General features: G+C 62.6%; 14 protein-coding genes. 4 read left to right on the plus strand and 10 right to left on the minus strand.

Annotated elements, in window-relative coordinates; genetic code table 11:
* Positions 1-8 precede the first annotated feature (8 nt).
* The 8 genes from glgB to A6U87_RS28910 form a co-directional block, all read right to left on the minus strand.
* Positions 9-2216 (minus strand): 1,4-alpha-glucan branching protein GlgB, encoded by a 2208-nt coding sequence (gene glgB / locus A6U87_RS28875; RefSeq protein ID WP_065694760.1) that lies wholly within the window; start codon positions 2214-2216, stop codon positions 9-11.
* Positions 2213-4675: a glycogen/starch/alpha-glucan phosphorylase gene (locus A6U87_RS28880; RefSeq protein ID WP_065694761.1), complete on the minus strand. Its 2463-nt coding sequence runs from the start codon at positions 4673-4675 to the stop codon at positions 2213-2215. The genes glgB and A6U87_RS28880 overlap by 4 nt, the downstream gene beginning before the upstream one ends.
* Before the next feature lie 289 nt (positions 4676-4964).
* Positions 4965-6209, minus strand: a complete 1245-nt coding sequence (locus A6U87_RS28885) for a VWA domain-containing protein (RefSeq protein ID WP_244499588.1) — start codon at positions 6207-6209, stop codon at positions 4965-4967.
* Between the two features lie 205 nt (positions 6210-6414).
* Positions 6415-7293 carry a transglutaminase family protein gene (locus tag A6U87_RS28890; protein WP_244499589.1) on the minus strand — a complete coding sequence of 293 codons (879 nt, stop codon included), beginning with the start codon at positions 7291-7293 and terminating at the stop codon, positions 6415-6417.
* A 4-nt stretch (positions 7294-7297) separates the two neighbouring features.
* Entirely contained in the window at positions 7298-9715 is a 2418-nt protein-coding gene (locus A6U87_RS28895) for a circularly permuted type 2 ATP-grasp protein (protein WP_065694764.1), read from the minus strand.
* An 11-nt stretch (positions 9716-9726) separates the two neighbouring features.
* On the minus strand, positions 9727-13047 hold the full coding sequence (locus A6U87_RS28900) for a DUF2126 domain-containing protein (protein WP_065694765.1): 3321 nt from the start codon (positions 13045-13047) through the stop codon (positions 9727-9729).
* Positions 13048-13157: 110 nt separating this feature from the next.
* Positions 13158-14537: a sensor histidine kinase gene (locus A6U87_RS28905; protein WP_065694766.1), complete on the minus strand. Its 1380-nt coding sequence runs from the start codon at positions 14535-14537 to the stop codon at positions 13158-13160.
* Positions 14534-15211, minus strand: coding sequence for a response regulator transcription factor (locus tag A6U87_RS28910; RefSeq protein ID WP_065694767.1), 678 nt, complete (start codon positions 15209-15211; stop codon positions 14534-14536). The genes A6U87_RS28905 and A6U87_RS28910 overlap by 4 nt, the downstream gene beginning before the upstream one ends.
* Before the next feature lie 144 nt (positions 15212-15355).
* Between A6U87_RS28910 and A6U87_RS28915 the strand changes: the two genes are divergently transcribed.
* The 4 genes from A6U87_RS28915 (at position 15356) to A6U87_RS28930 (ending at position 19625) form a co-directional block, all read left to right on the plus strand.
* On the plus strand, positions 15356-16420 hold the full coding sequence (locus A6U87_RS28915) for an ABC transporter substrate-binding protein (RefSeq protein ID WP_065694768.1): 1065 nt from the start codon (positions 15356-15358) through the stop codon (positions 16418-16420).
* Between the two features lie 242 nt (positions 16421-16662).
* On the plus strand, positions 16663-17607 hold the full coding sequence (locus A6U87_RS28920; protein WP_065694805.1) for a tripartite tricarboxylate transporter substrate binding protein: 945 nt from the start codon (positions 16663-16665) through the stop codon (positions 17605-17607).
* Positions 17604-18095 carry a tripartite tricarboxylate transporter TctB family protein gene (locus tag A6U87_RS28925; RefSeq protein WP_065694769.1) on the plus strand — a complete coding sequence of 164 codons (492 nt, stop codon included), beginning with the start codon at positions 17604-17606 and terminating at the stop codon, positions 18093-18095. The genes A6U87_RS28920 and A6U87_RS28925 overlap by 4 nt, the downstream gene beginning before the upstream one ends.
* A 12-nt stretch (positions 18096-18107) precedes the next feature.
* Positions 18108-19625 carry a tripartite tricarboxylate transporter permease gene (locus A6U87_RS28930; RefSeq protein ID WP_065694770.1) on the plus strand — a complete coding sequence of 506 codons (1518 nt, stop codon included), beginning with the start codon at positions 18108-18110 and terminating at the stop codon, positions 19623-19625.
* 89 nt (positions 19626-19714) lie between these two features.
* On the opposite strand, the gene A6U87_RS28935 is transcribed toward A6U87_RS28930, so the two are convergent.
* Both A6U87_RS28935 and A6U87_RS28940 read right to left on the minus strand, forming a co-directional pair.
* On the minus strand, positions 19715-19921 hold the full coding sequence (locus A6U87_RS28935; RefSeq protein WP_141684061.1) for a hypothetical protein: 207 nt from the start codon (positions 19919-19921) through the stop codon (positions 19715-19717).
* Between the two features lie 171 nt (positions 19922-20092).
* On the minus strand, positions 20093-21754 hold the full coding sequence (locus tag A6U87_RS28940) for an arylsulfatase (protein ID WP_065694772.1): 1662 nt from the start codon (positions 21752-21754) through the stop codon (positions 20093-20095).
* Positions 21755-22122: the final 368 nt, after the last annotated feature.

The raw sequence follows: 22122 nt of genomic DNA on the forward strand, positions 1-22122 counted from the left end.
ACCAGTCTTCAAGTCTCAGGTTCAAGCATGATTGTCGCCAGCGGCGGCAAGGTAATCGATGCGGCAATGCTCCCGCCGGCGTTGACCGCCTGCACGCGCCCGCCGTTGCCCTTGCCGCTGCCGCCGTAGATGTCGGCATCCGTGTTCAGGATCTCGCGCCAGCGGCCCTCGGTGGGCAGCTTCACGGCATAGTTCTCGCGGTAGACGGGCGTCAGGTTTGTGATCACCGCGACCGGCTTCTCCCCCGGCGCCTTGCGCAGCCACGCAAAGACCGAGTTTTCATGGTCGTCGGCAATCAGCCATTCGAAGCCGTCGCCTTCGCAGTCGCGGGCGTGCAGGGCCGGCTTGCTGCGGTAGGTGAAGTTGAGGTCGCGCACAAGGCGACGCATGCCCTCATGCATCCTGTACTGCAGCAGGTTCCAGTCTAGCGAGCCTGCTTCGCTCCATTCGCTCCACTGCGCGAATTCCTGCCCCATGAAGAGCAGTTTCTTGCCCGGATAGCCCCACATGAAGGCGTAGTAGGCGCGCAGGTTGGCGAATTTCTGCCAGTCGTCGCCGGGCATCTTGGCGATCAGCGATCCCTTGCCGTGCACGACTTCGTCGTGGGACAGAGGCAGCACGAAGTTTTCCGAATAGGCATAGAGCAACCCAAAGGTCAGCTCGTTGTGGTGATGCTTACGATGGATCGGCTCGCGGCTCATGTAGCTCAGCGTGTCGTGCATGAAGCCCATGTTCCACTTGAAGCCGAAGCCAAGTCCGCCTTCATGGACCGGCTGGGACACTTTCGGCCAGGAGGTCGATTCCTCCGCAATCGTCATCACACCCGGATGTTCGGAATAGATGCGGGTGTTCATCTGCTGCAGGAAGCGGACGGCCTCGAGATTCTCGTTGCCGCCGTACTCGTTCGGGATCCACTCGCCGTGCTTGCGGGAATAGTCGAGGTAGAGCATCGAGGCCACGGCATCGACGCGCAGCCCGTCGAGATGGAATTTCTCAGCCCAATAGAGCGCGTTGTTGACGAGGTAGGAAACGACTTCGGTGCGGCCGAAATTGTAGATCGCCGTGTTCCAGTCGGGGTGGAAGCCCTTGCGCGGGTCCTCGTGCTCGTAAAGCGCGGTGCCGTCGAACCAGCCGAGGCCGTGTTCGTCCGTCGGGAAATGGGCGGGCACCCAGTCGAGGATGATGCCGATACCCACCTTGTGGGCGCCGTTGACGAAACGGGCAAAGCCCTCCGGCTCGCCGAAGCGGGCGGTGGGGGCGTAGAGGCCCGTCGTCTGGTAGCCCCAGGAGGGATCATAGGGATGCTCGGTGATCGGCAGGAATTCGATATGGGTAAAGCCCATGTCGACGCAGTAGGGGATCAGCCGCGAGGCGAGCTCATCCCAGGACAGGAACGAACCGTCGTTGCGGCGCTGCCAAGAGCCGGCATGCACCTCGTAGATCGAGATCGGCTGGCGGCGCTTATCGGTCTCGCTCCAGTGCTTGAGGTGGGCTTCGTCCTCCCAATCCTGCAGCAGTTCGGAGGTGGTGACGGAGGCCGTCTTCGGACGCAGTTCACTGCGTCTGGCAAAGGGATCAGCTTTCAGCGGCAGCAAAACGCCGTTCTGGCCGCGGATCTCGAACTTGTAGGCGACGCCCGTGGGGACGTCGGGCGCGAATATCTCCCAAATGCCGGCGCCAGAGCGGAAGCGCATGACATGGCGGCGGCCATCCCAGTTGTTGAAATCGCCGACGACGGAGACGCGCTGTGCGTTGGGCGCCCAGACAGCGAAATGGATGCCCTGTGCACCCTCGTGCTTGATCCAATGCGCGCCCATCTTGTCGAAGAGGCGCAGGTCGGAGCCTTCGCGGGCGAAATAGTCATCCATCGGTCCGAGAACGGGGCCGAAGCTATAGGGGTCGGTGACCGCCCATTCGGCATCGCCGCGCTGCGCACGATAGCGCACCGCCTGCTGCTTCGACAAAGTCACGGGGCCTTCAAAGAAGCCGTCCTCATGTTTCCGAGCAAGTTCGCCGATGACGCTGCCATCGAGCGTCATTGCCGTCACTTCTTCCGCGCCGGGAATGAAGCATCGCGCGACATAGCCGTCGCCGGACTTGTGGACGCCCAGCACCGCAAAGGGATTTGAATGCGAACCGGCGAGGATTGCCGCTATCTCGTCTGCCGAAATGTCCCGGGGAAGCTTGCCTTCAGGAGTGGCTTTCGGCGTTTTCATCCGGCTCTCCAGATTTCCTTGGCATACTGCCGGATCGTGCGATCGGACGAGAACCAGCCCATGCGTGCAGTGTTGCGGATGGTCTTTTCGTACCAGGCCGGCGTATCCGTCCAGATCTGGTCGACCTCGCGCTGTGCCTGAGCATAGGCGTCGAAATCGGCGGCGACCATGAACCAGTCATGGGCATAGATGCCGTCGATCAGCTCGGAATAGCGGTTTCGGTCATCCGGCGAGAAGACGCCGGAGCCGATGGCCGAGAGCGCCTGCGACAGCTCGTGCGAGGCCTCGATGATGGCGCGCGGATTGTGGCCGTCGGTGCGCAGATTGGCGACCTCGTCGGCGCGCAGGCCGAAAATCTTGATATTGTCCTCGCCGACATTGTCGCGCATTTCGACATTGGCGCCATCGAGCGTGCCGATGGTGAGCGCGCCGTTGAGCCCGAACTTCATGTTGCCGGTGCCCGACGCCTCCATGCCGGCGGTCGAGATCTGTTCGGAAAGATCGGCGGCCGGTACCATGACCTCGGCGAGCGTGACGTTGTAGTTCGGCACGAAGACCACCTTGAGCAGGCCGCGTACGGCCGGGTCGTTGTTGATGGTGCGCGCGACGTCGTTGATCAGCTTGATGATCAGCTTGGCGTTGTGATAGCTCGGCGCCGCCTTGCCGGCGAACAGCTTCACGCGCGGCACCCAGTCGAGCTCGGGACGGGAGCGGATCTGATCGTAGAGCGCGACGGCCTCGATGACATTCAGGAGCTGGCGTTTGTATTCGTGGATGCGCTTGATCTGGATGTCGAACATCGCCGACGGATCGATCTTCACGCCCATGCGCGATGCAACCAGATTGGCGAGCGCCACCTTGTTGTTCCGCTTGACGGCGGCGAACTTCTCCTGGAAGGCGCTGTCGGTGGCGAACTTGTCGAGCGCACGCAGCTTTTCGGCGTCGTCGAGGAAGTCGTCGCCGATCGCCTCGCGGATCAGGCCGGTCAGACCCGGATTGCACTGCTGCAGCCAGCGGCGCGGGGTGATGCCGTTGGTCTTGTTGTTGATGCGGTCGGGATAGAGCTTGTGCAGGTCGGCGAAGACGGTGACCTTCATCAGGTCGGTGTGGAGCGCCGAGACGCCGTTGATCGAATGCGAGCCGACAAAGGCGAGGTTGCCCATGCGCACGCGGCGGCTGCCGCCTTCCTCGATCAGCGAGATCGAACGGATTTCGGTGTCGGAGAAGTTCTTGGTCTTGCGGGCCTCGAGCAGAACCTTGGCGTTGATGGCGTAGATGATCTGCATGTGGCGCGGCAGGAGCCGCTCGAACAGCGGCACCGGCCAGCTTTCCAGCGCTTCGGGCAGAAGCGTGTGGTTGGTGTAGGCGATGGTGCCGCGGGTGATGTCCCAGGCTTGGTCGAACTCCAGCCCGTGCACGTCGCAGAGCAGGCGCATCAGTTCGGCGATGGAAACCGCCGGGTGCGTGTCGTTGAGCTGAATCGCCACCTTGTCCGGCAGCGAGGTGAAATCGTCATACTGCTGCAGGTGGCGGCGCAGGATGTCCTGCAGCGAGGCCGAGGAGAAGAAGAACTCCTGGCGCAGGCGCAGCTCTTGGCCGGCAGGTGTCGCGTCGGCAGGATAGAGAACGCGGGTCAGGCTTTCGGCCTTGTTGCTCTCGCGCAGCGCGCCGATATGGTCGCCGGCATTGAAGGCATCGAGCAGGATCGGATCGATCGGCTGCGCGGACCAGAGACGCAGCGTGTTGACGCGCTTGCCGCGCCAACCGACGACAGGCGTGTCGAAGGCAGCAGCGATGACGCGCTCGGCCGGCTTCCAGACATAACGCGGCTCGCCATCGGCGCCGGTCACGACATCGACGCTGCCGCCAAAGCCGATTTCATAGGCGCTTTCGCGGCGTTCGAATTCCCAGGGGTTGCCGTGGGCGAGCCAACTTTCCGGCAGCTCCACTTGCCAGCCATCGGCCAGCTGCTGGCGGAAGAGACCGTGGACATAGCGAATACCGTAGCCATAGGCGGGAACGTCTACGGTTGCCATCGATTCCATGAAGCAGGCGGCGAGGCGTCCAAGACCGCCGTTGCCAAGCGCCGCATCGGGCTCCAGGCCGGCGATGACCGCCACATCGACGCCGAGCGAGGCCAGCGCGTCGCGCACCTCTTCCATGAGGCCGAGGTTCGATACGGCGTCGCGCATCAGGCGGCCGATGAGGAATTCGAGGGATAGATAATAAACGCGCTTGTCGCCGGTGGCGTAAACCTTGCGGGTCGACTCCATCCACTTGTCGATGATCCGGTCGCGGATCACGAGAATGGTGGCCGTCAGCCAGTCATGCGGCTTTGCGACCTTGGCATCCTTGCCGATGCGGTAGGTCAGGCGTTCGATGATTTCTTCTGCGAGGATTTCGGGCTTGGAACTGCGGGGCGCGGGGGAGGGAATACTCGGCTTCGCAACGGTGTTCATCGTCAGTCCTCGCCAATTGTGATTGGGTTTCAGTAACTTAAGTCGACTTCAATCGATTAGTCTTACGCACTAAAGATGCAGTTTATGCACCGTTACTACGCAGTTGCAACAAAGGAATTGTGCAAACGAAAAAATTGGCCGAGCCCGGCGGGACGTCGCTGAAAGGACTTGATTTCAATCGGTTTTCCGATTTTGATGCGCGGGATTTGCAAAACAATGAAAAGCCGCTCCGGTTTGTTCCGGAGCGGCTTTTTTGTTGTTTGATGACGGTTGGCTCGAAGCCGGTCGCTTAGTTGGTCAGTCGTGTCAGCGAGCTCGTCGCCTTGGCGGCGATATCACCGAAGTCCGACACCAGTTTTGCCATGTTGTCTGGCTGGTAGGCGTTGCTCGGGCTGCTGGCGCAGAAGCTGAGCAGATCCTTGCCCTTCTGCGGTGCCATGAAGGCAACCGTGAAGATCTGGATGCCGTCTGCTTTCGCAGCGGTGCAGATATTTCTGACCTTGGTGTCGATGCTGCTGCTCCAGGAGCTGCTGCTACCGGTCATTTCGCCGTCGGTCATCAGAATGATGTAGCGCGCAAAGCTCGTATGGTTCTTGCTCTTGTGGGCTACGGTTTCGGCGTCGGTGCCATTGGTGGAGGCTTTGAGCGCATCGAATGCCGTTTGCATCGCCTTGCTTGCGTCCGTGCCGCCGGTGGGCAGGGCCGGGAGTGCCGCGACATAGTTGGCTGCGTCGGTCGTACCCCAATTGATGGCTTTCGCCGTCTGCATGACGTCAGTGTAGGAGACGGCACCCATGCGGATTAGGTCGTGATTTGTGCTCGTATCGGCGGCGTTCAGCGCGGCGAATAGGCCAGTAGCGGCCGTTTGGAGAGCCTCGATCTTGCGGACGTAGCATGGCTTCGTCGATGCGAGGTCGGGATATTCCTTCCAATTGTCAGAGGTATAGTTCTGGCACTTGGTCGTCTGGCTCTTGATCGTGTCGGTAATGAAGGACATCGAGCCTGAGCGGTCGAGCGCCATATACATCGACAGGGCGCCTTGCGTATCGGTCTGCCCGTTTTGCGCCGAACTTCCGGCCGCGACACTTACGTTGGTGTATCCGAAGATGCGGGTGAACGCACTCGTTGGCATTTTATAGGTTGAGTTGACGCTGACGTCGTAAATATTGCTCTTCGCACCATTGGCCGTCGCAGTGACGTTCACGCTCGTCGCGTTCCTGACGGCGGTCAGCGCTGTCGCATCGTTACCGAGATAGTTCGCCATCTGGCCGGCCACGAAATCGACCGCGAGCGTTTGCGCCGCCGCATTCGTCGCGACCTTGCCGTTTGCCAGCGCCGTGGCGGCAGCCAGGGCTGCAGAGTCGGTCGCCTGCTGCAGCTGATGCTTCGCAGCGGCGCTATTGGTCAAGTCCACCGCTACGCCCGCAGCGCCGATGGAAACCGGTATAAGAATGGCAGTTATCATACCGAAATTGCCATACTTGTCATTCCGCAGTCGAGACAGACTCGACTTCAGCCACTGTACGGTGCTCATCATGTTCACCTGAGTTAGTTACCCCAACAATGTGATCATTGATGCGCCGTATGTCTTGAAGTCATCTTTACGCGATCGCTAAAATTCGAACGAATTGTTGCTTTTCTGCGCGTTTCGTATCGGATCAACATCTTATGGGTGCATAAACCACGCTGCGCGCGATTTGGCTGTGGCTGCGCGTTGCTGCGCAAACGCAGCGTCCTTGTCACGGAAGCGGAATCACATCCACCGCCTGGACGGCGCGCTGGCCGCCGTAGCTCTTCAGCACGCCGATAACGGGGGCCACATCGGCGTAGTCGCGGCCGTAGCCGACGACGATGTGGTCGGTTCCGGCAGGGATGTTGTTGGTCGGATCGAGTTCCACCCAGCCGAGCGTCTTGCCGCACCAGACCCGCACCCAGGCATGCATCGCATCGGCGCCTTCGAGCCGTTCCTTGCCGGGTGGAGGGATGGTGCGCAGGAAGCCGGAGACGTAGCCCGCGGGAATGCCGAGGCTGCGCAGCGCCAGAATCATCACGTGGGCGAAGTCCTGGCAGACGCCGCGCTTCAGCCGGAATGCCTCAAGTGGGGTCGTGTCGACGGTCGTCGCGTCGGAATCATAGGTGAACTCAGTGTGTATCAGCGCGCAGAGGGCGGTGGCGATCTGCAAGACAGTAAGCGATGGGCCGAGCGCGCTCCTGGCATATTCGGAGATCGCCGGCGTCTCGATCAGCCGTGGGCTGTTGCCGAGAAAATGGTGCGGCGAGCCGGCTTTCAGCGACCATACGCCGGCAACTTCGTCGGCCAGACGCGAGAGTTCGGGCGAGAAATCGGCGGCGATCGAGTGGCTTTCGACCTGCACACGGGCCTGCATGCGAATGTCCAGTTTCTCATGCGGCGCGCGCACCATGAAGGAGGTCGCCGGATGTTCGAAGAAGTCGACGAAATGCGATTGCTCGTCCGGTGTCGGCGAGACCTTGATGGAGCCGGCGATCAGGCGCTGCCGGTCCGGCAACGACAGCGGCATCAGCCGCATGATGTGGCGCGCGCCCGATGCCGGCGTATCGTAGATGTAACCCATGTGCAGCGAGAGATCGTATAACACAGGCTTATCCGAGATAGGTTCGTGCGAGGAGATCGGAGAGATGCTCCAGTTCATGTTCGAGCCGGCGATAGACATCGCCGTTCATCGCTTCCGGGGTCATCACAGCGAGGCCGGAATGCAGGCGTGTCGCCTCGCGGTAGAAGGGCGACATCTGCCCGTTCACGAAGGCGTTCGGCAACTGCTCGACCTCGTGATGGATCTCATTCATCTGGAACAAGATCGAGCGCGGGTTGAGCGGGTCGAGCGCCAGGAGGTCCGTCACCGTCAGCGGCGCGGTGTTGACGTTGTAGCGGCGGCGATGGGTCATGACGCTGTCGCCGATCTCAAGTAGCATGTCGAGGGCGCCATCCGGGGCGTCTGCGCCTGACATGTGGCCGAGCAGGCGGGTCATGTGCAGGCCGCGTTCGATATGCCGGCCGAGCGAGAGGAAGCGCCAGCCGGTGAAGCGGTACATGTTTTCGTGTACGAGGCCGGCGAAGCCCGCAAGCTTGCGCAGCAGGATCGTCATCGCATGGCTGGCATCGTCGCCGGGCGACACGGTGCTGTGAAAGCGGCGCGCGGTCTTGGCCAGATCCGTCAGCGCCAGCCAGCCATCCGGCGAGAAGCGGTCGCGGATGTTGCTGGCGGAATAGACGGCGCTGTCGATGTTGCGCAGCAGCGTTTCCGGCACGGCGTCTTCGGTATCGATATCGACGGCGGCGAGATAGGCCGAAACGTCGGCCAGAAGCGGCTGGTTCGGATCGGCAGCTTCGGCGAAGCGGGCGTGCCAGGCGCGCAGGATGCGCAGCGCCCCTTCGGCGCGCTCGATGTAGCGTCCGAGCCAGAACAGGTTGTCGGCCGCGCGGCTCGGCAGGCTGCCCGGCATGTTGCGGGTGAAGGTACTTTCACCCGGAAGCAGCGTGTGGCGCTCGACCGGCTTGTCGCTGACGATCCAGACGTCGGCTGCCGCACCACCCGATTGCATGGCAATCGCGGCGACATCGTCGCTGCCGCCGATGCGGGCAAAGCCGCCCGGCATGATCTGCCAGCCATTGGCGGTTCGTGCCGCGAAAACGCGGAGCGACATCGGGCGCGGCGTCAGCTTGCCACCGATCCAGGCCGGCGTGGTCGACAGCGTCACCGCTTCCTGGCCGACCAGTTTCTGGCCGTCGGAGTTCAGCCATTCGCTGATCGAATCCTTGGCGGTGGCGCGCAGCGCCGAACCGAGGACCGATTCGCCGTTGTCGTCGAAGAACGGAGCACGTGAATAGGCCGGGCCAATCACCATCTTTTCGATGCTGGCGGCGACGTGTTCGCGCTCACTCTTCTGTCCGCACCACCAAGTCGCGATCGACGGCATTTTCAGGTCTTCGCCGAACAGCTTGCGACAGATCGTCGGCATGAAGGCCAACAGGGCACGCGTCTCGATGATACCGCTGCCGAGCGCGTTGACGATGGTGACGCTTTCGGCGCGCAGCGCTTCGACGAGGCCGGGCGTGCCGATATGCGAATTCTGGTTGAGTTCCAGCGGGTCGGCATAGGCGGAATCGAGGCGGCGCCAAAGTACCGTGATGGGTTTCAGACCGGATACCGTGCGCACCATGACCTTGCCGTTCACCACGGTCAGGTCTTCGCCTTCGAGCAGCATGAAGCCGAGATAGCGGGCGATATAGGCGTGTTCGTAATAGGTCTCGTTGGCGGGACCTGGTGTGAGCACGGCGATCCGGTCGTCGCCGCTGTGCTTCATGCCCTGCAGCGCATCGCGGAAGGCGCCGAAGAACGAGGCGAGGCGATGAACGGGCGTTTCGGCATAGATGTCGGAGAAGGCGCGGGTCGTCGCCACGCGGTTTTCCAGCGCGAAGCCGGCACCCGATGGCGCCTGCGTGCGATCCGCCAGAACCCACCAGTTGCCATCCGGACCGCGGCCGATCTCGAAGGCGCAGAAATGCAGATAGTGGCCGCCCGCCGGCGTCACACCAGCGACGGGACGCAGGAATTCTGGATTCGCAGCAACCAGCGCCGGCGGCAGGATGCCCTGTTCGATCAGCTGGTTGGGGCCGTAGAGATCGGCGACGATCGCCTCGAGCAGGTCGGCGCGCTGAACGAGGCCGGCGGACAGGGTCTGCCACTCGCGCTCGTCGATCAGCACCGGAATATGTGAGAGCGGCCAGGCGCGCTCGGCGCTGCCAGTGCTGCCATAGGCCCGGTAGAAGACGCCGGCGTCGCGCAGATAGCGGTCAGCGCGGGCGAAGCGCTCGGTGAGATCCCGCTCAGGCATGCCGCTCAGGTGCGACATGAAGCGCTGCCACACGGGGCGGATGGCGCCGTTGTTGTCCACCATCTCGTCGGCAACGCCAGGCAGCGGGCGATAGCCAAGGACAGCATCGTTGCCGATCTGGTCCTTGATCTCGTTCCGCAGCTCTCTTGCCGGTTTCTTGCCCATGAAGCCCTAGTTCAAATTCCTGCCGGTCGTCTCAAATCCAGCGTCAGCGGAAACTCCGGCGATCGTGTTTCCACCTGCGGGATATAGCCGCCCGATGTATGCCCCCACGGCTCGAATCGCGCCAGGCGCCTAGCTTCCGCTTCGTTACCATTGACAGGGAAGGTGTCATAGTTACGCCCGCCCGGATGGGCAACATGATAGATGCAGCCGCCGATCGAACGCTTCGACCATGTATCATAAATGTCGAAGGTGAGCGGCGTGTTGACCGGCAGTAGCGGGTGCAATCCCGACGCCGGCTGCCATGCCTTGAAGCGAACACCGGCGACCGAGACGCCAGCGGTGCCCGTCGGCGTCAGCGGCACGGTGCGGCCGTTGCAGGTGACGGTGTAGCGGGACGCATTGCTGGTCTCGAGCCTCACCTGCAGGCGTTCGACGGAGCTGTCGACATAGCGCACGGTGCCGCCGATCGCGCCTTCCTCGCCCATGACGTTCCAGGGCTCCAGCGCCTGACGCAGCTCCAGCTTCGAGCCCTCGTATTCGACCTCGCCGCAGAAGGGGAAGCGGAATTCGAGCTGCGCCTTGAACCATTCCGGGCTGAGGTCGAAGCCGTTCTGTTTCAGGTCGGCCAGCACGTCCTGGAAATCGGCCCAGACGAAGTGCGGCAGCATAAAGCGGTCGTGCAGCGTGGTGCCCCAGCGCACGAAGCGGCCATCGGCGGGGTTTTGCCAGAAGCGGGCGATGAGGGCGCGCACCAGAAGCTGCTGTGCGAGCGACATGCGCGCATTCGGCGGCATTTCGAAGCCACGGAACTCGACCAGGCCGAGGCGGCCGGTCGGGCCGTCGGGCGAGAACAGCTTGTCGATGCAGATCTCGGCGCGGTGGGTGTTGCCGGTGACATCGATCAGGAGGTTGCGGAACAGGCGGTCGGTGATCCAGGGCAGGGGCGTCGGTCCACGGCCGGGCGCAGGAATCTGTGCGAGCGCGGTCTCCAGCTCGTAGAGGCTGTCGTGGCGGGCCTCGTCGATGCGCGGCGCCTGGCTGGTCGGGCCGATGAACATGCCCGAGAACATGTATGAGAGCGAGGGATGGCGCTGCCAGTGCAGCACGAGGCTCTTCAACAGGTCGGGCCGGCGGAGAAACGGGCTATCGCCGGGATTGGCGCCGCCGACCACCACATGGTTGCCGCCGCCGGTGCCGGTGTGGCGGCCGTCGATCATGAACTTGTCGGCGCCAAGGCGCGACTGGCGCGCTTCCTCGTAAACGAGGCTGGTGATCGCCACGCAGTCCTGCCAGTTGGAGGCAGGGTGGATGTTGACCTCGATCACGCCGGGGTCGGGCGCGACGCGGATGACGTTGATGCGCTCGTCCTGCGGCGGGGAGTAGCCCTCGATATGGACGGGCAGGCCGAGTTCGGCAGCGGCGTTTTCGGCGGCCGCGATCAGCTCGAGATAATCCTCGATGCGCTCGACCGGCGGCATGAAGACACAAAGCCGGCCGTCGCGCGGCTCCACCGAGATCGCGGTGCGCACGGCGCCGCCGATCTCGCCCAGCGTCTGCTCGACGCGGCTCTGGCCGGCCTCCTCGCTGTGGCGCGAGGCTTCCGGCATGGCGCGGCCCGAGGGGACGAAGACATCGGGCAGAGGCGTGCGGGGGATCGAGGGGTCGGCAGGGTGGATATAGGGGAAACGCGCCGGGGGCACGTAAGGCAGCGTGCCGAGCGGCAGGCGGTAACCGACGGGGCTGTCGCCGGGCACGAGGAAGATCTTGCCGCGACGGGTCTTCCACCGCTCGCTCATCCAGCGCTGGCCGGATGCCCGGGCGTTCCAGGCCTGGACGGGGAGGATGTAGCCGGTCGGCGTCGTAAGGCCGCGCTCGAAGACGCGGGCGATGCGGTTGCGTTCTTCCGGGTCCTTGAGCTTGGAATTGGAGGGATCGACATTCTCGGGGAGACTACCTTCCTTGATGATCCATTCGGCCGGATCCTCATAGGCCGGCAGCACCATGTCGGTGTCGATCGCCAGTTCGCGAGCGATGGCGCCGAGCAGGTTGGCGGCGTCGTCGGCGGCAACGCCGGTGTCCTTGCCTTCGCCGGCGATGAGCTCGGGATTGCGCCAGATCGGCTTGCCGTCCTTGCGCCAGTAGAGCGAGAAGGTCCAGCGCGGCAAGCTTTCGCCGGGATACCACTTGCCCTGGCCGTAATGCAGGAAGCCGCCGGGGGCGAAGCGCTCGCGCAGCTTGCGGATCAGGATATCGGCCTTTTCGCGCTTGGTCGGGCCGACGGCCTCGGTGTTCCATTCGGCGGATTCGAAATCGTCGATCGAGACGAAGGTCGGCTCGCCGCCCATGGTGAGGCGGACATCTTCGGCCTGCAGGATGCTGTCGACCTTGGCGCCGAGCGCGTTGAGCTCGTCCCAGCTGTCGTCGGAGAAGGGCTTGGTGATGCGCGGATGTTCGGCCACGCGCGTGACCTTCATGTCGAAGGCGAATTCGGTGTTGGCGTGGCCGTAGAGCGCGCCGGAGATCGGGGCGGCGTTGCTATAGTGCGGCGTGGCGGCAAGCGGGATGTGGCTTTCGCCGGTCAAGAGGCCCGAAGTCGGATCGAGCCCGATCCAGCCGGCGCCGGGGATATAGACCTCGCACCAGGCGTGGAGATCGGTGAAATCGACCTCGGTGCCTGAGGGGCCGTCGAGCGCCTTGAGATCGGGTGTGAGCTGGATGAGATAGCCGGAGACGAAGCGGGCGGCGAAGCCGAGGTTGCGGAGGATCTCGACCAACAGCCAGCTACTGTCGCGACAGGAGCCGAGCGCCAGCTTCAGCGTCTCCTCCGGGGACTGCACGCCGGGCTCCATGCGGATGACGTATTCGACGTCGTTCTTCAGCCGGGCATTGAGGCCGACGATGAAATCGGTAGTCCGCATCGGCGTTCGGTCGATGCCCGCGAGGTAGGCTGCCAGCGCCGGCTCCACCGGCTGCGGCTGCATGTAGATCTTCAGGTCGTCCCTGATCTCCTCGGGGTAGGAGAAGGGCCACATCTCGGCGCTCTCCTCGATGAAGAAATCGAAGGGGTTGTAGACCGTCATGTCGGCGACGAGATCGACCTCGATCTTGAACTCGGTCACCGGGTCGGGAAAGACGTAGCGGGCCAGATAATTGCCGTAGGGATCCTGCTGCAGGTTCACGAAATGGTTCGCCGGCGAGACCTTCAGCGAATGGCTGATCACCAGCGTCTTGGAATGCGACGCGGGCTTGAGGCGGATGATCTGGGGCCCGAGGCGGACCGGCTTGTCGTATTTGTAATGCGTCAGGTGATAGATGCTGGCTTTGATCGACATGTACTGCCTTGTCCGCTGCCGTATCGTTGTACGGCATTTGCTGTTCCCAAAAGCAGTGTGTGCAATGCAGCGAAAGAATGCAAGGCGGAAAGGTTAATGCGAGTAAGCCTTTAGGCCCTGAAGAAAGCGACTGTCGCCTTGACGCCTTTACCGTCGAAAGCAGGCTCCAGCGTCAGAGTCGCATTGAAAAGCGCGGCGATTTCCTCGACGATCGGCAGGCCCAGACCGGCGCCGGGGGTGGCGGAGTCGTTGCCTCGCGAGAAACGCTGCCGCACGGCAGCGAGCTTTTCCGGCGCAATTCCGGGGCCGTTGTCCTCCACTTCGAGACGGACCATCTCGTCTGCGGAATGGATGCGAACCGTCACCTCGGCTCCACTGCCGGCATAGGCGATGGCATTCCCTACGAGATTGCGCAGGAGTTCGCCGATCAGGAGCGGTTCGGCGCGAATCATCTCCTGTTTGCCGCCGTCAAAGCCGAGATCGATGCCGGCGGCGGCTGCAGCCGGAATGAGGTCGCCGGTAATCTCCTGGGCGACCGCCGTGAGATCGATGGACGAGGCGGTCAACGCCTCCTTCGCGCTCGCGGCATCGATCTTTGCCATCAGTAGCAACTGCGCCAGAATTCGTTCGGCGTGGGCGACTGCCTGGTCGCCTTTCACGGCTGCATCCTGGGCATCGGACAGGCTGGTGGCGCGTGCCGAGAGCGCTAGCTGGGTACGGATGATGGCGAGCGGCGTGCGCAGTTGGTGACTTGCATTGCCGGTGAAGTTCCTGAGCGCGTCGAGCGCCGATTGCAGGCGCACCATGAAGCCGTTGACCGTATCGACCAGCGGCTGCACCTCGCTTGGAACCGATTGATCGATGGGATGCAGATCGTCGGGGCTGCGTTCGCCGATCGCGTCGCGCAGCTTGTAGAGCGGGCGAAGCGCCACGGTGACCGAGATCCACACGATGGTCGCCGCACCCACAATCATGAAGGCAAGCCGCAGCGCCGAGCGCAGCAAGATCGCGCGCGCAAGCTGACGTCTGGCGATCGTCGTCTCGGCAACCGTCACGGTGAACGGAACGGAGCGGATGCCCGTTGATGCCGAGCGGCGGAGCGTTGCGACGCGGATCGGCTCGCTGCGAAACGTGTCGTCGGCGAAAGCCGCAGTATCTCCGTGCATCCCCTCGAGCACCGGCAGCGACTGATAGCCGGTGATAAACCGTCCAGGCGGACCGTCTACGCGGTAGAAGACGCGATCCTGCGCAGCCGACGTCAGCATTTCCAGCGCGACATAGGGGATATCGACTTCCAGCGTTCCGTCTTCCGCGACGACGACACGCTCGGCGATCGCCAAGGCAGACCCGGCCAGCACGCGGTCCGAGACGATGTTGGATGTCTCGACGGCCTCCCGGTAGGTGTCGGCAAGGGCCACGACACCGAGCACGGCGGTCGATATCAGCAGCCAGAAGAGTAGCCTGCGCCGGAGCGAATAGACTGCCGTCATGAGGCCTCTGGCAGCTTGTCGAGATAGTAGCCGATGCCGCGCGCGGTCTTTACCGTCAGGCCGTGGGGCGACAGGCGCTTTCGCAGGCGGCTGACATATTGCTCGATGGCATTGGCCGAAATGTCGTCGTCAAAGGCCGTCAACGACTGGATGATCGCCTCCTTGGCAACGACCTTGCCGGCGCGCATGAAGAGGATTTCCAGCAGGCCGAGTTCGCGCGCCGGAATATCGAGAGGGGTGGAGCCTGCGAAGAATGCGCGCGAATTCAGGTCGAGCGACACGCCGCCGAAACTCACCGTTGCCGAATGAAGGCCGGCTTGGCGCCGCAGCAAAACGCGCACCCGCGCTTCGAACTCCGAAATGTCGAAAGGCTTGATCAGATAGTCGTCGGCGCCGAGGTCGAGACCTTTGACACGCTCTTCGGGCGCGCCGCGCGCCGTCAGGATCAGCACTGCCGCCTGGTTCTGTCGGGAGCGCATGGCGCGCAGGACATCGAGCCCGTCCATCTCGGGAAGGTTCAGATCGAGAACGACCAGCTCGAAATTCTCCGCACTTGTCGCGGCATTGGCCGAGGCGCCGTCGTGGACGACGTCGACCGCATGGCCTGTGCCACGAAGGATGGCCGACAGCCCGTCGGCCAATGCGATGTTGTCCTCAACGAGCAGGATGCGCACGGATGTTCCCTTTTTCCATCAAGATTATAGGGGCGGGGTAGCGATGTCACCGTGTGAAATCGAATATCGCGGTGCCGTCAAATCGTCCTCCGGAGGTGGTGTCCGTTTCTTGCGCGCCGGCAAAGGCTGATGCATTGTCGTGCCATGAGGAGAGCATTTCTTTTACTGCTGGCGCTGTGGCCGAGCTTTGCCGCTGCCGATGAAACGTTTTACCCGGCGCGCTCGGGAGATGCCGATGCCCCGACGCTGGTGGTCTATTCGTCTCTCGACGAACCGCTGGCGCAACCGATGATCCACGGCTTCCAGGAAGCCAATCCCGATGTCGCAGTCAAATACGAGGATATGCTTACCGGCGAGATCTACGACCGCATCGTTCGAGAAACGGATGCCGGCAAGCGGACGGCGGATTTTGCCTTCTCTTCGGCCATGGATCTGCAGGTCAAGCTTTCCAACGATGGCTATGCCCAGCCCAGCAACCTGCCCATGAGCGGGCGCTGGCCCAAGTGGGCGAACTGGCGCAACACCGCCTATGCGCTGACGTTCGAGCCTGCCGTTTTCGTCTATCACAAGCCGAGCTTCACCAACGAGCCGCCGCCCAGTTCTCGGGCCGAGTTCATCGCCTACCTGAAGCGCAAGGGCGATGCGGTCCACGGCAGGATCGGTACCTATGATATCGAGCGCTCCGGCGTGGGTTTCCTCTTCATGGCGCGCGACCAGGAACAGTTCGGCGACATCTGGTCGGTGGTCGGGGCAATGGGCGCCGCCGGAGTGAAGCTCTACTCTACAAGCTCGGCGATCCTTGAGCGCGTGGCGGATGGCCGGTTCGTTCTGGGCTACAATATCCTCGGCTCCTACGCCGCCGACTGGGCAAAGCGCCACCCCGATGTCGGCATTGTCTTGCCCAAGGACTATACGGTGGTGATGTCGCGTATCGGGCTTGTGCCGCAGGCGGCTGCGAACCCGGAGCTTGGGCGGCGATACCTGTCGTTCTTCATGTCCAAGGAAGGCCAGACGATCATGGCGCGGGAGTTGCAGATCCCTGCCGTCAGCCCCGACGTGACCGGCGAGAACACGGCCAACACGATGCAGGAGCTGCTGGGAGCGCAGTTGCGGCCGGTGCCCGTCAGCCCGGGTCTGATGGTCTATCTCGACCAGGTGAAGCGCGCGCGCTTGATCGCGCACTGGAACGAGGTGCTTCGCACCCAGTAGCCGGACGCTCCCAATTTGAGAGGAAACACGGCGGGTCTCCCCATAGGTGTGACCGATGTCAGCTAAATGACAGCTTGTTGTGGTCCGTTTCTCTGAACTTCAGCTCCGTGGAGGCGGACAGGTGAAGTTTCGGGAGGAGACTTGCCACACAGATCGGACACTTGGTGTCCGCTTGCGGTGTCCTTCCTGATTCCATCGAGAACAATGCGCGGTTCCTCAGCCGCGTTCATGGAGGACATATCGTGAAGCACACTTTCCTTGCGACCATTTTTGCAGCTGCGATCGCGCTGCCGGCCTATGCCGCCGATTACACCATCATGGCGCCGGCCGCCCCTGGCGGCGGCTGGGACCAGACCGCCCGCTCGCTGCAGACCGTAATGCAGAAGGAAGGCATCTCGGGCAACGTCCAGGTGATGAACGTTCCGGGCGCCGGCGGCACCATCGGTCTCGCCCAATTCACCGGCCAGAACAACGGCAACCCGAATGCGCTGATTGTCGGCGGGTATGTCATGGTCGGTGCGATCCTGACCAACCAGTCGCCGGTCACGCTGAAGGACGTCACGCCGATCGCCCGTCTCACGGGTGAATATGAAGCGATCGTCGTTCCGGCGGCCTCCGACATCAAGACGATGGGTGATCTCGTCGCCAAGCTGAAGGCCGATCCGGGCTCGGTTTCCTGGGGTGGCGGGTCTGCCGGCGGCACCGACCACATCGCGGTCGGCCTGATCGCCAAGGCATCGGGTGTTGATCCCACGAAGATCAACTACGTTGCATTCTCTGGCGGCGGCGAAGCGCTGGCGGCCATCCTCGGTGGCCAGGTGACGGCGGGTGTATCGGGCTACGGCGAGTTCGAATCGCAGGTGAAGTCGGGCCAGCTGCGCTTGCTTGCCGTTTCCAGCGATGCTCGTATCGAAGGCGTGGATGCGCCGACGTTGAAGGAAGCCGGCGTCGACGTCGCCGTGCAGAATTGGCGCATGGTCGCGGCCGCTCCCGGCCTGACGCCGGAGCAGACCGCTGCCGTGACCGCCGATTTCGACAAGCTTTCGAAGTCCGCCAGCTGGCAGGAACTGCTGAAAACGAAGGGCTGGGCTGATACCTACCTCGCCGGCGACGCGTTCAAGGCGCAGCTTGACAAGGATGTCGCGTCAACCGAGAGCATCCTCAAAGAGATCGGGCTTGTTCAATGAGCATGGGTCACCAACCCGTGGCAGAAAAGCGTCGCCCTGATTGGGCGGCGCTTATCATCGCCATCTGTCTTTTCGCTGTCGCTGCCGTCATGCTGTGGGATGCCTCGCATATGCGTATCATCGCCCAATATGACCGCATCGGCCCGGCGACCGCCCCCAAGGTCGTGGCCTTCGGGCTGATCGGGCTCGGGATCTGGACCGTGTTCGAAGCATTTCGCGGCGAGTTTCCCGAGCGCGAGCGCCAGGAAATCGCCCCGGTCGTCTGGGTAGTTGCCGGTCTTGCGGCGCAGATGCTGCTTCTGAAGACCGCTGGCTTCTCTATCGCGACGGGGCTGCTGTTCGCCTTCACCGCGCGCGGCTTCGGGCAGCGCAAGCTGTGGTACTCGATCCCCTTCGGCATCGTCTTCAGCTTCGTCGTCTGGGCGATCTTTTCGCAGCTCCTGAAGCTCACGCTGCCCGCGGGGCCGCTCGAGCGACTGTTTTTCTAGGATAGGCCAGCGATGAATACCTTCGAATTCCTGTTCCAGGGCATCCTGGTCGCCATGCAGCCGATGAACCTGCTCTATGCCTTCATCGGCGTGACGCTGGGCACCGCCGTCGGCGTTCTGCCTGGTATCGGGCCAGCGCTGACAGTGGCGCTTCTGTTGCCCGTGACTTACCAACTCGATCCGGCGGGATCGCTGATCATGTTCGCCGGCATCTATTACGGCGGCATGTACGGCGGCTCGACCACCTCGATCCTGCTCAACACGCCGGGCGAAAGCGCCTCGATCGTGACCGCGCTCGAGGGCAACAAGATGGCGCGCGCCGGGCGCGGCGGGCCGGCCCTGGCGACAGCCGCCATCGGCTCTTTCGTCGCGGGCCTGATCGCCACGCTCGGGCTCGCCTTCATCGCTCCCTATATCGTCAAGCTGGCGCTGGTGTTCGGCCCGCGCGAATATTTCGCCCTGATGGTGCTTGCCTTCGTCACCGTGTCGTCGGCCTTCGGGGATTCGGCGCTGCGCGGTCTCACCTCGCTGTTCATCGGCTTTGCGCTCGCCATGGTCGGCATTGACCAGCAGACGGGGCAGGCGCGGTTGTCCTTCGGCATTCCCGACCTGCTCGATGGTGTCGAGGTGACGACGCTTGCGGTCGCGATGTTCGCGATCGGCGAGACGCTCTACATCGCGGCCCAGGGCAACAGCATCGAGGAGAAGGTCGAGGCCGTGAAGGGCTCTCTGTGGATGACGGCGGAAGACTGGGGCCGCTCGTGGAAGGCCTGGCTGCGCGGCACGGCGATCGGCTTCCCGATCGGCGCGATGCCAGCCGGCGGCGCCGAGATCGGCACCTTCCTTTCTTATGCCACCGAGAAGAAGCTGGCGAAGAACCCCGAGGAATTCGGCCACGGCGCCATCGAAGGCGTCGCGGGACCGGAGGCCGCCAACAACGCGTCGGCCGCCGGTACGCTGGTGCCGCTGCTGACCCTCGGCCTGCCGACGACGGCCACGGCGGCGATCATGCTGGCGGGCTTCCAGCAATACGGCTTGCAGCCGGGGCCGCTGTTGTTCGCCAACAATCCGCAGCTCGTCTGGGGCCTGATCGCCAGCCTGCTGATCGCCAACGCCATGCTGCTCGTCCTGAACCTGCCGATGATCGGGCTCTGGGTGCGTCTGCTGACCATTCCGAAGCCTTGGCTCTATGCCGGCATCCTGCTCTTCGCGACGCTTGGGACCATCGGCGCCAATCCGTCGGTGTTCGAGCTCGGCATGCTGCTCGCCTTCGGCGTGCTCGGCTACATCATGCGATTGTTCGGTTATCCGATCGCGCCTGCTGTCGTGGGGTTGATCCTCGGGCCGCTGGCCGAGCAGCAGCTGCGCCGGGCGCTTGCCATCAGCCAGGGTGACGTGACGACGCTGGTGATGTCGCCGATCGCGGCCGGGCTGCTGATTGTTGCCGCTGCGGCGTTCCTGATCCCGCTCATCCTGCGCATCCGCGGGCGCGGGCAGGTGCTGTCACAGCTTGCGGCAAACGAAGACTAAGAAAAAGACTGCAAAGCCTTCCGACTTGGGGCCGGCGATGGAAACATCCGCCGGCCTCACTGTGTTCGCCTCTCCCGGAGGGGCGAGGGTCACAGGCAAATGGCGAGCTGCGCGAAAGACGAGACAAACGCCACGTTTTTCCGGGCGAGCTGTGAAACAAGCTTCAAGACCATGCTCTGGTCGACATCCTTCAGCGGGCGTGCGCGTCCGCTGCGATAGACGATGGTCAACCGGTGCCTGGTTTCATTGTACTGAAGCTCCGCAATCCGCCGTGCGTGAATCAGCAACCGTTGCATATCCGTATCCAGCCTGTCGTTTCGAATGCCCTGCATTCTACCACCGGTGAACCGTTTTATCGTGTCATGAAAATGGATTAGCCGCCTACCCATGCTGCCATGAATAAAGGCCGGCGATGGGGACATCGCCGGCCGCGCTGCGCTTTAGCTGAAAAGCCGAAGACGATATGCCTACTGACCGTGTTGCTTGCGCATCGCCTCGTCAATCTGGGCTTTGACAGCACTCAGGCCGAAACTCGCCCCGTGCTGCATCGGCGGAAAGTCGATGGCGGTCTTTGCAAGCTCTTCCACCTTTTGCTGTACGAGAACGAAGCGCCAGAACTCAAACTTGTACCACTCCATATATTCAAGCGATCCGGTGTTTCCGCCTCTGTAGAAAGCCGTGCGCTCGAATGGGTCGAGACGAAGGTTTACCACGGTGGGTGCACCCAGCGTGATGGTATCACCCAGCCAACCGTCCGGCTGTTCCTTGAAGGTATATTTGTAGTCGTCGATACGAGCAGCGCCGAGCGTGCTTTCAGCAAAGTACCAGATCTCGTGGCGGTTCGAGGGTCCTGTGCCGGTGATCATGCTGGTCTGATCGTAGCCGTCGAGGTGAACCTTGTAGTTTTGCCCGTTCAGCTCTTTGCCAACGCGCAGTTCGACCACGATGTTGGCGTTGCCGGCGGCGGCCACCAGCGTCGGAAACCAGTCGAGACCCGATATCAGACCATTGCTGATCGAGCCCGCGGGGACGTGTCCAGGCCAGCGGATCATGGCCGGTGCACGGAAACCGCCTTCGAACGTCGTTCCCTTGCCGCCGAAGAACGGCGTCTGGCCGCCATCGGGCCAGGTGAAGTTCTCCGTGCCGTTGTCGGTGGTGAATACGACGATGGTGTTCTCGTCCTCGCCGATGTCCTTCAGCTTCTGCATCGTGTCCCCGACGATATCGTCAAGCTGGGCCATGCCTGCCTCGTGAATCGTCCATCCGTTCTCGGAATTGCGCATCTTCTCGTACTTGTCCGAGAGGTGGGTCACGATGTGCATGCGCGTCGGGTTGAGCCAGAGGAAGAACGGTTTGCCATCGGCCTTGGCCTTGTCGACAAATCTGAACGAGAGGTCTCGGATCTCTTCATCGACCGTCTTCATTCGCTCTGGAAAGAGGGTGCCAGCATCCTCGATCTTCTGCTTGCCGATCTTGCCCCAGCGCGGCTGTTCCGTGGGGTCATCGACATCGGTGGCCCAGGAGTGGACCATGTTACGCGGTCCCACGACGTTCAGCTGATCCTGCGGATAGCCGGGATGTGCCGGGTCTTCCATCGCATCCAGATGGTAGAGGTAGCCGAAGAACTCGTCGAAGCCATGAACCGTTGGCAGGAACTCGTTGAGGTCACCAAGGTGGTTCTTGCCGAATTGTCCCGTGGCATAGCCCATGGACTTCAGGACCGTTGCAATGGTGGGGGCTTCGGCTGGCAGACCAATGGGTGAGCCTGCCTGGCCAACCGTGGTCATGCCGGTTCGAACCGGAAGCTCGCCGGTGATGAAGTTCGCACGTCCTGCGGTGCAGCTCGCCTCCGCATAGTAATCGGTGAAGAGCATTCCCTCCGCCGCGAGCTTGTCGAGATGTGGCGTTCGGCCGGCCATCATGCCCCTGTTGTAGGCGCCGATGTTCCAGATGCCGATATCATCGGCCATGATGACCACGATGTTGGGCTTCTTGCCGGTGGCTTGAGCCATCGCGCTCCGGCCCATCGTGGTGGCAGCGGTGGTGGTGATCGCGGACAGGGCGAGCAGAGACCCGCCGGTCAGAAGGACATCTCGTCTTGTTGGATTCGCATTGTCTGCCATGCTCATTCCTCCCCTTTGGTCAGGAAAAAACAAAAGCACGCGCGCGAAGCGACGGTAGTGTTGTTTGGACAGGGCCGTGGCTTGCGGAGTGCTCTGTGGAGATAATCGTGCAGATTGCGTAGCAGTCGGTTTCAACGGGTCCGTCGGCGCAGCACTGGGCGACCACGATTAAACCAATTGCAAGTATACTATGTTACGCGGAATATGCAATTAATGGTATTATTAGAAATATCGTATGTATTGTCGATGAGCGATCCACCCGGGCGAATAGGGCGCTCATGACCCATGCGCCGAGCATGTCGCGGCAAGCAGCGCCCTTGGTCCATGTCTCATTTGCCGATGAGCTTTATGCGTGCGGCCCACCTCTTTCTGCA

Origin of the sequence: Rhizobium sp. AC44/96 (assembly GCF_001692185.1) — a bacterium.
In the GTDB taxonomy this organism is placed as follows: Bacteria; Pseudomonadota; Alphaproteobacteria; order Rhizobiales; family Rhizobiaceae; genus Rhizobium.